Source organism: Rubrivirga litoralis (assembly GCF_031846415.1).
Taxonomy (GTDB): domain Bacteria; phylum Bacteroidota; class Rhodothermia; order Rhodothermales; family Rubricoccaceae; genus Rubrivirga; species Rubrivirga litoralis.
Genome location: NZ_JAVRHT010000039.1, coordinates 18,432 through 31,094, shown reverse-complemented (window position 1 = coordinate 31,094; position 12,663 = coordinate 18,432). Strand labels below are relative to the sequence as shown.

Genomic DNA, 12,663 nt, shown 5'->3' with positions numbered 1-12,663 from the left:
CTCCCGCCCCGCCCGGTGGCGCGCACGGGGCGGGGCGGGCACCTCGCTCTCTCCGCTCTCTCCGCTCTCTCCGCTCTCTCCGCTCTCTCCGCTCTCTCCGCTCTACTCCGCCCACGCGTCGGCCCAGGGCGGGGCGGCGAGGAGCGCGCGCGCCGCGTCGGGCGGGACCGGCCGCGAGAACAGGTAGCCCTGGCCGAGCGGGCACCCGAGGTCGCGGAGCGCGGCGAGCTGGTCGGCCGTCTCGATCCCCTCGGCGACCACGCGGAGCCCGAGGTCGTCGGCGATCTGGACGACGGCGCGGACGAGCGACCGGGCCGCCCGCGACGTGCCCAGGCCGGTCACGAACGATCGGTCGATCTTGAGGCCGTCAACGGGGAGCGTGTGGAGGAGCCCGAGCGACGAGTAGCCCGAGCCGAAGTCGTCGACGCAGAGCTGGAGGCCGTGGGCGCGGATCGCGGCGAGCGCCTCGCGCGCGGCGTCGGCGTCGACGAGCGCCCGCTCGGTCAGCTCCAGGACCACGTGCTCCGGGCGGAGCCCAGCGGCGTCGGCCGCCGCCCGCGCCCGCTCGGCGAGGCCGGCGGCGAGGAACGTCTGGTCGGAGCAGTTGACGCTGATCCACAAGAGCGAATCGGCGTCGAGGTGCGGCGCCCAGCGGCCCATCTCGCGGCACGTCGCCTCGAGGACCCAGCGGTCGACCTCGGCCACGAGCCCGACCTCCTCGGCGACGGGGAGGAAGCGGTCCGGCCCGAGGAGCCCGAGGTCGGGGTGCTGCCACCGGACGAGCGACTCGAACCCGACGGCCGCGCCGGAGTCCAGGTCCACGATGGGCTGGAAGAGCGCCCGGAGCTGGCCGTCGTCGATGGCCTGCCGGAGGTCGTGCTCGAGCCCGAACCGGGCCGCGGCCGCCTCGTGCATGGACGGGTCGAACACGGTCACGCCGCCCCGCCCGGCGTGCTTGGCCGCGTACATCGCCGTGTCGGCGTCGCGGAGGAGCGCCTCGCGGTCGGCGTAGGCCTCGCCCCGGGCGACGACGCCGACGCTCGCCCCGGGCTGCACGGCCCGCGCGCCCAGGTCGACCGGCGCGCCGAGGGCGTCGAGGACCGCATACGCCACCGCCTCGGTCGCCCCGCCCGCCGCCCCGCCCGTCTCGGGCACGATGACGCCGAACTCGTCGCCGCCCAGCCGGGCCACGAGCGCGCCGTCGTGGACGCCGACCGCCCTGCGGAGCCGGGCGGCCACGGTCTTCAAGAGCCCGTCGCCGGCCTCGTGGCCCAGCGAGTCGTTGACGACCTTGAAGCGGTCGAGGTCAATAAAGAGGACGCCGAACGGGGCGCCCGACGCCATGATTCGGTCGATCCGGTCGCGGAAGCGGGCGCGGTTCGGGAGCCCCGTGAGGTCGTCGTGCGCCGCCTGGTGCCGGAGCCGGGCGGCCAGCTCGTGCCGGTCGGTCACGTCGCGGACGGCCGTCATGCGCACGGGGCGGCCGCCGTAAACCAAGCTCCCGCCCTGCACCTCGACCCACGCCCGCGAGCCGTCGGCGCGGACGACGACGATCTCGTACGGCTCGGTCCGCTCCGCCGCGATCGCCTCGCGGACAGCCCCGACGTGCTCCGGTGCCACGAAGTCGGTGGCCGCGCGGCCGACCGCGTCGGCCGTCGACGGCAGCCCGATTAGCGCTGCGAACTGGTCGTTGCAGTCGATGACCACCCCGCCCTCGGTGAACGCGATGCCCTCGGTCGTCGACTGGCCCAGTGCGCGGAGCCGGCCCTCGCTCTCGGCGAGCGCCCGGCGCCGGAGGTCGCGCGCGACGGCGCCGCCGGCCCACTGCGCCGCCAGACGCACGAGGTCGGCGTCGCGGTCGGTGAACGCGCACGGGGCGGGGCGGTCCGACCAGAAGCCGAGCGCGCCCCAGACGACGCCGTCGACGACGACGGGCACGCCGACGTACGCTCCGACACCCGCGGCGGCGTGGTGGCGGTGCGCCGAGTCGGACAGGTCCTCGACGGCGACGACGTCACCGGCGGCGAGTGCGAGGGCGCCGAGTGGGAGGCCGCCCGGTTGGTCGTCGGTGGCGGGGCGGGGCGGGGCGGCGGCGACGCACGCGAACGCCCCGCCCTCGGCGTCCGACTCGGCGCGGCTGAGGGCGCCCGTGTCGAGCCCGAGCAGCTCGGCGACGGTCGCGAGCACGACGGGTGCGCGGTCGTCGAGCGCGCCGTCCACGGCCGTAACGTCGAGGAGCCGGTGGAGCCGCTCGGCCTCCCACGTCAGGCGCGCCTCGGCGTGGTGGAGGTCCGTGACGTCGATCGACACGCCCGTCGCCCCGACCACGTGGCCGGCGTCGTCGGTCGTGGGGGCGGCCCACGACTCGTAGTGGAGCGGGCCGACGCTGGCCGACCACGTCCGCTCCTCCCCGCCCAGGACGCGCCGGAGGGCGGCCACGGCCTCGGGGACATCGGCGTACAGCTCGAACACGTTCTGCCCGATCGACGCCCCGGGCTCGACCCCGAGCGCCCGGAGCCCGCGCCCCTCCTGGAGCGTAAACGCGCCGTCGCCGTCGAGGGCAAAAAGGACGATCGGCGACTGGTCGACGACGGCCTGGAGGTGCCGGTTCTGGGCGGCGAGCGCCTCGGTCCGTTCGTGCCGGTCGAGGGCACCGCCGGCCCACGTGGCGAGCACGCGGATCAGGTCGCGGTCGGCGTCGGAAAGCGGGGCGGCGAGCGGGGCGGAAGACGAAAACGCGAGCGTCCCCCACGGCGCGCCGCCGACGGAGAGCGGGGCGCCCACGTACGCTTCGAGCCCGAAGGCGAGGTAGCACGGGTGCCGGCGGTGCGGGGAGGCCGCCGCGTGGGCGATCTCGAACAGGTCGCGGCCGCCGATCGTGATCGAGCAGTACGTGTCGCCGAGGTCGAAGCGGTCGCCGGGCGCCATCGCCGCCCCGTGGCACGCGACGACGGTGTAGTCGTCGCCCTCGATCCGGCTCACGGTCCCGACGTCGAGCCCGAGCAGCGACGCTGTGAGCGCGAGCGCCTGCTGCGCCTGGTCCTCGAACGGGAGATCGCCCTGGGACATGACCGTCGCGAGCAGGCGGAGCCGGTCGGCGTGGCCGGCGTCGTCGCGTCCGAGGCCGCCCCGCCCCGCCCGGACCTGGCCGGCCACGCGGCCGTCGGGCGCTTGGCAGAGCGTGACCCAGAGCGGGGCGCCGCCGCGGCTCCGCACGCGGAGCGAGACGTGGTCGGCCTCGCCGTCGCGGACGCGGCCGACGAGGGCCTCGGCCGTCGGGCGGTCCTCCGGCGCCACCCAGTCGGCGAGCGGCCGCCCGTCCGCGGCTTCGGGCGCCAGCCCGGCCAACGCGGCGGCGGCCGGCGACGCGGCGACGCGGCCGTCGGCGTGGATCTCGATCGTGGCAGCGGGGGCGGTGGGCATCGGCGAAGCCGTCTGGGCGGAGGTCGCCCGCGGCCGGCGCACATCCCGTTCCCCACCCCGCCCCGCCTTCTGTGACGCTGGATAGCGCGGGGGCGGGGTGGAGCGGCGTTACGAAACGCCCGGCTAAACGCGGCTCCGCCCGATGCGGCCACCCCGCTCGCCATGCACGAATACTGATGGTTCCGGGCGGGGCGGCAACCGCGCGCGCGGCGCGTCGGTCTCGCTGCGTCCGAACCGCTTTGGGCGGGGCGGGGTGGCCTCGGGCGGGGCGCTACCGGCGCTCGGCGTCGCGGTGCGGCTCGGGGTGGCCGCCCGGCGGGACGCCGCCCGAGAACCCGTCGGCGTCCTCCCACCCCGCCGGCGGGAGCGCGCCCAACTCGCCGAAGTCGCCGACGAACCCAACTTCCGTGCTCAGCCGGTAGCCCTGCTCGCGCTCGACAGTCTCCTGGACGTAGCCGATGAGGTGGCGGACGTCGCGGGCCGTCGCAGACTGCCCCTCGGCCGCGCCCGCGTTGATCAGGATGTTCGCGTGCCGCTCCGTGACGGCCGCCCCGCCGATCCGCGTGCCCTTCAGGCCGCACCAGTCGGCCAGCCGCCCCGCCCCGACGCCGTCGATCTTCTTGAAGATGGAGCCCGCCGAGGGCTGCGTGTCGAGCGGCGGGTGCCGCGCGCCGCGCCATTCCAGGTTGGCCTCGACCGTCGCGCGCAGCCGGGCGGGGTCAGCCGGCTCGAGGCGGAACGCCGCGCTCAGCACGAGGTCGTCGGTCACGTGGAGCGTCGAGTAGTCGTACCCGAAGTCGAACCAGTCGCGGCCGACCGTCACGCGCGAGCCGTCGGCGCGGAGGAGTTCGGCGGATTCGACGACCTCCTCGATAAACATGGTCCGCTCGCGGTCTGGGGGCGGGGAGAGAAAGTGGAGGTTCTGCCACAGCGCTCCGCCGACCGTCGAGGGGATGCCGGCGTAGTGTTCGAGCCCGCCCAGCCCGGCCGCGACGGTCGCCTCGATGAGGTCGGGCCAGACGACCGCCCCGCTCTCGGCCGTCACGAGGCCCGTCGCGCGGTCGACCGCCACGTGCGCCGCCCGGTTGCGGATCACGACGCCGCGGAAGCCGAGGTCGCCGACGAGGATGTTGGCGCCCAGGCCGAGGAGGAAGTACGGGACCTCGGCCTCACGCGCCGCCCCGACCGCGGCGGCCAGCTCGTCGGCGCTGTGCGCCTCGAAAAAAACGTCGGCCGGGCCGCCGATTTGAAACGTCGTGTACGGCCCGATGGGCTCGCCCGCGCGGATACGCTCGGCGTCCAACTCCGGCAGGCGCTCGCGGAGCCCGTCTCGGAACGAGCGCTCGCGGCGCTCGCGCTCGGCCGGTGAGAGGGGGCGGGGCGGGGCGGAGACCAGGGGCACGGGGCGGACCCAAAGGGCGGGGTGGGGGAGAGGGCGGGCGGGCCGCCCCGCCCTTGCACGTCGGGCGGGGCGGAGTTCGGCGGCGCCTCTAAGTTTACCGACCGCCTTGCGACCGCCCCGCCCTTTGGGTCCGCCCGTGCCCGAGACCTCTCCCGACTTTTTCGAGCGCGTGTGGAACGTCGTCCGGCGCGTGCCGCCGGGGCGGGTCACGACGTACGGCCACGTCGCGCGGCACCTGGGCGTCGGGCGGGGCGCCCGGGCGGTGGGCTGGGCGCTGAAGGCGGTCGCGCAGAACGCGCGGGGCGGGGCGGGCGCGCCGTGGTCGGTCCCGTGCCACCGCGTCGTCAACCGCGAGGGCGTGCTGACGGGCCGCCTCCACTTCGAGACGCCGACGGTCATGGAGGAGCGGCTCCGGGCGGAGGGCGTCGCGTTCGACGGGGCGGGGCGGGTAGAGCTGGCGGCACACCTCTGGGACCCGGCCGTCGAGGGCTGACGGCTGGGGCGGGGCGGCGACCGTTCGCGGGCGGGGTAGACCGTCCGGGGTTGCCCTGCGACCGTTCGCGGGCTTTTCCTCATCGTTGGGTACGAGAAGACGCACGGCCCAGCGTAGTGCAGGTACACTAGACCTCCTACAACTCTGGGCAGTCCCTTCACACGGCAGCCTGGGCGCTCGCACTCTCACCAACGCACCCACCATGCGACCCACTGTCACTCGCGCTCTTGGAAGCTTCGCCGTCTTATTGGCGGCGCTCGCCGGTCCTGGCGCTCTCGCGCAAACTGGTACCGTCACGGGCACGGTCGTCGACGCCGAAACGGGCGAGGCCCTGCCCACGGCGGCTGTCCAAGTTGTTGGCCAGCCCGGTCTCGGCGGCGCCACCAACATCAACGGCATCTATGAGTTCGACCTTCCGGCCGGCACGTACACCATACGCGCCACGTTCGTCGGCTACGAGGCCGGCGAGGCGCTTGTCACGGTCGGAGTCGAAGAAGAGGTGACCCAGGATTTTGCGCTCTCGACCGACCTCGCTGACTTAGAAGAAGTGATCGTCACGGGCGCTCTGTCGGAGCGGTCGGTTGGTCAGTCGGAGGTTGCTGTGTCGCGGCTTGACGCCGAAGCACTCACGGCTCAAAACGAGTACCAGGATGTCTCCCAGTTGCTCAACGGCAAAATTTCAGGCGTTAGCGTCCAGCCGTCCTCGGGTAACGTCGGAGGCGGGATCCGGTTCAACGTCCGAGCCGGCGGTGGCCTGAACGGGCAAGGTCAGCCGCTCATCTTCATCGACGGTGTTCGAATTGACAACTCTCAGATCGTCGGGTTCGGAGCGGGCGGCCAGGGGACGAGCGCTCTCGCTGACCTCAACCCTGAAGACATCGGCTCGGTCGACGTGCTGAAAGGGCCGGCGGCTGCCGCGCTTTATGGAACAGACGCTTCAAACGGCGTAGTCCTCATCACGACCAAGAACGGCGCTTCGGCCACTGACGCCTTTAACATCTCCATCCGGCAGACTGTCGGTCAGAACTCTCAGCAGACGGAGTACACGGCCATCAATGCCTTTCGGACGTTCGGAGACGCCAACGCCAACTTCCGCGACGGCACAATCTTGGAAACGGGCGTGAGCATCTCGGGCGGCACCCAGGCGGTCCGATACTACGGCCAGTTCGATCGCCGTGACGAGGAGGGCATCCTCCCGAATAACGACTTTGACCGGAACTCGCTGCGGGCCAACTTCGACGTGACGCCGTCGCAGAAGCTCCAGGTCGGCGTCAACTTCGGCTACACGCAGAGTGCGACGAGCCGGCCGCAGAACGACAACAACGTCATCGGCTTCCTCGGCAATACACTCCTGCGGCCGTCTTCCTACCTCTTTGTCGACTCGCTCGGTGTGCTCGCGGCCCGAAACGAACAGCGGACGAACCGCTTCATCGGCGCCGCCGACGTAGCGTGGACACCGATCCCGGCCCTCACGCTCCGTGGCAACGTCGGGGTCGACGCCGCTGATCTCCGGCAGGACGACTTCCAGCAGACTGGGATCTCCTACCCGGGCGTTGGGACACGCGGCTCGCGCGGGTTCTACGGCCGCGAGAACGATCAGGTCTCTCTCACGGCGAGCGCCCGCTACCAGTACAACCTGACCCCGCGGCTCAACCTCTCGACGGCCGTCGGTGTGCAGGGATTCGACCGGCGCCTGCGGACGATCTTCCTGGAGAACTTCAACTTCGCCACTCCGCTCATCACAGACATCGGGTCCGGTACGGAGTACCAGGAGTCGGGCGAGAGCTATCTCAACGAGCGCCAAATCGGCGTGCTCCTGGATCAGTCGGTCAGCTACGGTACAGTCTTTAACGGGTCGGCTGGGTTCCGTCAGGACTACGCAACGGCCATCGGCGGCGATAGCCCCTCGATTTTCTACCCGTTCATCCGTGGCGCCTTCCGGTTCGACCAACTCAACGGTACGCCGGCCATTTTCGACCTCCTGAAGGTCCGAGCAGCCTACGGCGAGAGCGGTCAGTCGCCGGGTGCTTATGACTCTCAGGCCGCGCTTTATGAGGCCGCTGTCGGCGGGTACGGGGCCGGGGCCATCCCCGATCTTATTGGCAACCCGGACATCCGGGCCGAGCGCGTGGCTGAGTTTGAGACCGGACTCGACGTCGAGATCGCCGGCGTGGCGCTCGCCGAACTCACGTACTACATCCAGCGCGCGACCGACTCCATCGTCGGTGTCGAACTGCCGCCGTCGACCGGCCAAGTCGCCTCGCTCGTCCCGTTCAACGTGGGGCGGGTCGATGGGCAGGGGATCGAGTTTTCCCTCACGTCAACGCCGGTCTCTTTCCAGAACTTCTCGCTCGACCTCGGGGCGGTGTTCAGCTACCAGACCAATGAGGTGATCGAACTGGGTGAAAACCCGGTTACAGGAAACCCAAACCCCGCCCTCTACGACGGGTTCGATGTTAACGTCATCCGTCCGGGCATTTGTGCCTATCAGCTAGGCGTGGGTGACAACTACTCGCCCGATCTCCGTGGCGACGAGTGCCCAACGGAGATCACTGATGGGCTCCCGCGCTCTGCGTTCTACACGACGCCGGTCAACGGGGCCGTCTTCGAGAGCGACGGGACGTACGCCGGTGTCGACTTCGGCATCGACCAGGACAACCTCGAGCTGTACCAGGACAGGCTCAGCTCGGGGGAGTGCGAATACAACCCCAGTAGTGGGGCCTCCCGGTGCTACTACGGTCTCCCGTACCCGAAGTACAACGGGTCGTTCACGGCCAACGCCACCATCTTCCGAGACGTCAGCTTCTACGCCCTCGTCGACTACGCGATTGGACTCAAGGTGCTGAACAACACACGCAACTTCCAGCTCTCGTTTGGGAACGACCAGGAGCGGGCTGAACTGGCGGATCAGCTTGGCATCGGCTCGGCAGACGATCTCCCGAACCTCACGCCTAACACGCCCGAGTACGAGGCGGCGGCCAACGCCTACGCCCGGACGGACCGCCGCTTCGACGCTAACCTTATCGAGGACGCCGACTACCTCAAGCTCCGCGAGATCAGCATCCGTTATAGCCTCAACCGGCTGCTTGCGGGCGTACCGGCCTCGCCCATTCGGACCGCGACCCTCACGCTTGCGGGACGCAACCTCTTCACGTCGACGCCCTACAGCGGCGTCGATCCGGAGGTCAACTTCGCTGGCGCTCGGAGCCTCTCACGGGGCCAGGACTTCCTGACGCTCCAGCAGCCACGCGTCATCTACGCGACCCTCACCGTCGGCCTCTAGCCTCCTCTGAACCACCAGACGCAGGCTCCCGGACGCTCCGGGAGTCTGCTGTGCCCCATGAACAAGTCACTCCTCATCTCTGTCGTGGCTGGCGCTCTCGCCGTAAGCGGCTGCGACTCGTTCGTCAACGACGTCGACCCCCCGATCGACCTTGTCTCGTCGGACTCCCTCAACGCAGTCGGAAACTTACAGTTCGTCGTTACAGGCGTTGAGCAGAGGTTTGCGACGGCCTACGGCGACATAGTAGTCCTTTCCGAGGGGCTCGCCGACTCCTATCGGTTCGCTTATGGGACTTCAGGAGCCACCTTTCCCACGTATATTGAGATCGACGAAGGGATGATCGAGCTCGACAATAACTCTGTCGACGCGGCCTATACTGATGTCAATGAGCTCCGCTTCCTTGCGGACGATCTCATCAACCGGGTGACGAACACGATCCAGTTTGGGTCGAACCCGCCAATCACTCAGTCTGAGGCCCTGTACGCGGGCAACCTCTACGCGGGTATCGCACGATACTTCCTCGCGACCTACTTCGGACTCAATCCGCGACAGGGAGGGGCCACGATCGACTCCGGCCCGTTCATCCCGTCGAGCGAACTCTACGACCAAGCTATCGCCAACTTCCAGGCTGCCTTGAGCAACGTCGATGCGGGATCTTATGAAGCTCGCGTGGCTAACTCGCTCCTTGCTCGAGCGTACCTATACGCAGGCAACACAGAGCAGGCGGGCTCTACTGCGGGCAGAGGTCTCATTGAGGGTGATGCCGATTTTGCGGCACTGTTCAGCCCGCAGACGGCCAACCCGGTCTGGCTCGCCGCTGGTCGCGGCCGGACCCAATATGGTGTGGATCCTCGATTTGAGGATAATGAAATCACGCCGACGGAAGAGTATGAGACAGTTGACTGCGCAGATACACCCTATTGTGCGGACGGTGATCTGACCTATGGCCGCCAAGCGGAGTACCTCACCGATTCAGACCCAATTCCCTTTATCACATGGCAGGAGACGAACCTCATTCGAGCGGAGTCCCTACTTGGTAGTGACGACAGTCAAGCTGTTGGTCTGATTAACGCTGCTTACGACGGTAATGACATCAGTTCTATCGACCGGAACACGCTGATCGAGATCCGTGATGACCTCTTGTTCTCACGTGGGGCTCGGCTTGTTGACCAGCGACGCTTCGACCTTTGGCATCTCGGGCCGGACACGTGGCAGTACCTGCCGATCACGCAGACCGAGCGGAACGGCAACCCGAACATCGATTAGGCCGTATGGACAATCACCCAGATCGGCTCGCACGGGCCAGATTCCGCCCCCGCATCGTCGCGCTCGTCGTCCGGGGCTACGGCCCCGCACTCCTCCCGCTCCTTGCGGGGTCAGAATCGTGACTTCGTGCGAGCCTGACCTTGCGAGTGTCCACACGACCTAGTGCTGCGTCAGAGCTAATCTGATGAGTTGAGGTGGTGTTGCGTGTTCCGTATTACGTCCCCGAGGGCACCCAACACGCAACACGAGACACGCAGCAGCTCTCTGCGGACCCATCGGAAGACGGTTGACGCGCCACTAGTTCGCGATCGCAATCGTGGGGGGGGGCGGGACGCATAAGCGTCCCGTCCCCCTTTTGGGTTCGCCCCAGAGCGGTTGGCCTCTCTTCCCTAAGACCCATGCGGATCGCTCTCGTCGCTGCCCTCTCAATACTCTGTGGGGGGGGCGTTCAAGCCCAAGGAGGCGATCGAGAGCATGGCAGACTGGTTGTTTTTGTTCGCGACGCCGAGACTAGAATGCCGTTCGAAGGAGCTCGCGTTGATGTCTTAGGAACAGTCGCCGCGACTGGAAAAGCAGGGAGGATCTTATTCAGTGGGCTCGAAGGATTGGCTCAAGTTAGGGTGAGTGCAACTGGCAGAGCCGAAGTTGATACTACGGTTGCTGTTGGAGCTGATTCGATTACACGAGTTGATGTGTATCTTTCCCTGTCGACAACTCAGATTGAGGGGGTGTTGGTCGAGTCGGAATCGCTTAACGACGTCATGCTTCGGCGACGTGGATTCTTTGACCGTCGGGAGCTAAGGTCTGGAAAGTTTATCACTCGGAATGAGCTCGACGCACGTGGGGCTACTCAATTTATAGATGTGTTTTCTGGTGTTAGCGGTGTAAGAATAGCGCAGCGGGGTGGGGCAACGGTTCTGGTATCCGACCGGCGTCGCGACTGTCCTATGGCTGTCTTTATAGACGGAGTAGAGGCAGCTTTCCTTTCGGAGCAGATAGATAACGTCCCATTCGATCCAATTGCAGCTGTGGAGATATATAGAGGGCCAGCTGACATGCCGCAGCAGTACGCCTACACTAAACAAAATAGAACTTGCGGTGCAGTTCTAGTTTGGACACAGATAGATGTTGAATGACGGGTGCGTGGGCGGCTCTCGGGAGGCAGCGCACTCACAGCTACGCACCAATGAGGTCGAAGTAGGGGCGGTGCTCTTGTACCGAAGCGAAACGCTGTCATACCAGGGGAATCTTTAACAGACTCAGGGAGATCCCAGGCGGAGTCTGCTTTGAGATCATCCCGAGGAGCGTCCGCTCAAGACGGCATAAGAACAGAGCAAAGGGGGGCAGTGCATAGCAGCCCCCCCGCGCTACGCCGGGCGGGGCGGCCCGTGCTCCACCGACCCCACCGCCACGCCCTCTAGCGCCTCCCAGAAGCCGGGGAACGACACGGCCGCCGCCTCGGCCCCGCGAATCGTCGTCGGCCCCGTCGCCCCGAGCGCCGCGACCGCCGCCGCCATCGCGATCCGGTGGTCGCCGCGGGCGTCGACCGTCGCGCCGTGGAGCGGGCGGCCGCCGTCGACGACGAGCCCGTCCGGGCGCTCGGTCACCGCCCCGCCCATCGCGCGGAGGAACGCGGCCGTCGCCGCGATTCGGTCAGTCTCCTTGACGCGGAGCTCGGCCGCGTCGCGGATGACGGTTTGGCCCTCGGCGTAGGCCGCGGCCACGGCCAGCGCCGGGATCTCGTCGATCAGGTTAGGAACGATGGCCCCGCCGATCTCGACGCCCGCCAGCCCGCCCGGCGCCTCGACGCGGAGGTCGGCGATGGGCTCACCACCCCGCTCACGCTCGTTCGAGACTTTGATCGTGGCGCCCATCGCCCGGAGCACGTCGAGAACCCCGCTCCGCGTCGGGTTGAGGCCCACGCCCGAGAGCTGGATCACGGCGGCCTCAGCCGTGCTCCCCGCCACCAGGAAGAACGCCGCTGCCGAGACGTCGCGCGGGACCACCCACCGCCGCGCGCGGACCGCCGCCCCGCCCTCGACCGACACGTGCCGCTCGCCCCCGACATCGAGCACGTCGAGCTCGAGCATCCGCTCCGTGTGGTCGCGCGTGGGGACCGGCTCGACCACGGTCGTCGTGCCGCGCGCCGAGAGGCCGGCGAGCAGCACGGCGCTCTTGACCTGGGCCGACGCGACCGGCAGCCGGTACGTGATCCCGCGCAGCCCGCGCCCGCGCAGCCCGCGCCCGCGCAGCCCGACCGGCGCCCCGCCGTCCGAGAGGTCGACCGCCCCGCCCATCTGGCGGAGCGGGGCGGCCACGCGCTCCATCGGCCGGCCGCTCAGCGACGCGTCGCCTGTGAGCGTGGTGTCGAACGGTCGCCCCGCCAGCAGCCCCATGAGCAGGCGCATGGTCGTCCCCGAGTTGCCGCAGTCCAGGACGCCGGGGGCGGGGCGGAGGCCGCCGAGCCCCCGGCCCTGGACGAACAGGCTGGGCGTGCCGTCGGCGCCGAGCACGTCCGGCCGCTCCTCGATCTCGACGCCGAGCGCGCGGAGGCAGGCCAGCGTCGAGTGCGGGTCGGCGGCGTCGGAGAACCCGATGATCTGGCTCTCGCCCTCGGCGATCGCGGCGAAGATCGCGGCCCGGTGCGCCACCGACTTGTCGGCCGGGAGCACCGGCGAGCCCGCGAGCGCGGCGGCGGGGTGGACGGTGACGGTCACGCCCCGCCCCGCCCGTGGCGCGAGGGAACAGGCAGCCTGCAAACGTGCCCGCCCCGCCCCGCTCGTCTGCTGGCGCGGG

General features: G+C 69.2%; 7 protein-coding genes. 4 read left to right on the top strand and 3 right to left on the bottom strand.

Translation table 11 applies throughout. The annotated features are described in order from the left end of the window. Window positions 1-102: 102 nt before the first annotated feature. Together RM540_RS13855 and murB are read right to left on the bottom strand one after the other, a co-directional pair. Window positions 103-3,423, bottom strand: coding sequence for a bifunctional diguanylate cyclase/phosphodiesterase (locus RM540_RS13855; protein ID WP_311665132.1), 3,321 nt, complete (start codon window positions 3,421-3,423; stop codon window positions 103-105). Between the two features lie 271 nt (window positions 3,424-3,694). After that, a complete protein-coding gene (murB, locus tag RM540_RS13850) occupies window positions 3,695-4,825 on the bottom strand; it encodes a UDP-N-acetylmuramate dehydrogenase (RefSeq protein WP_311665130.1) in 1,131 nt (376 codons plus the stop codon). Between the two features lie 136 nt (window positions 4,826-4,961). Between murB and RM540_RS13845 the strand changes: the two genes are divergently transcribed. The 4 genes from RM540_RS13845 (at window position 4,962) to RM540_RS13830 (ending at window position 11,003) form a co-directional block, all read left to right on the top strand. Then, the gene (locus RM540_RS13845; RefSeq protein ID WP_311665128.1) at window positions 4,962-5,318 is read left to right on the top strand and encodes an MGMT family protein; all 357 of its coding nucleotides are present in this window, start codon (window positions 4,962-4,964) and stop codon (window positions 5,316-5,318) included. 202 nt (window positions 5,319-5,520) lie between these two features. Further along, entirely contained in the window at window positions 5,521-8,601 is a 3,081-nt protein-coding gene (locus RM540_RS13840) for a TonB-dependent receptor plug domain-containing protein (RefSeq protein ID WP_311665126.1), read from the top strand. A gap of 57 nt (window positions 8,602-8,658) precedes the next feature. After that, window positions 8,659-9,867 (top strand): RagB/SusD family nutrient uptake outer membrane protein, encoded by a 1,209-nt coding sequence (locus tag RM540_RS13835; RefSeq protein WP_311665124.1) that lies wholly within the window; start codon window positions 8,659-8,661, stop codon window positions 9,865-9,867. Window positions 9,868-10,265: 398 nt separating this feature from the next. Further along, window positions 10,266-11,003 (top strand): TonB-dependent receptor plug domain-containing protein, encoded by a 738-nt coding sequence (locus tag RM540_RS13830; protein WP_311665122.1) that lies wholly within the window; start codon window positions 10,266-10,268, stop codon window positions 11,001-11,003. A gap of 231 nt (window positions 11,004-11,234) precedes the next feature. Here RM540_RS13830 and aroA read toward each other — a convergent pair whose 3' ends face one another. Beyond that, on the bottom strand, window positions 11,235-12,584 hold the full coding sequence (gene aroA, locus RM540_RS13825; RefSeq protein WP_311665120.1) for a 3-phosphoshikimate 1-carboxyvinyltransferase: 1,350 nt from the start codon (window positions 12,582-12,584) through the stop codon (window positions 11,235-11,237). Window positions 12,585-12,663 lie beyond the last annotated feature (79 nt).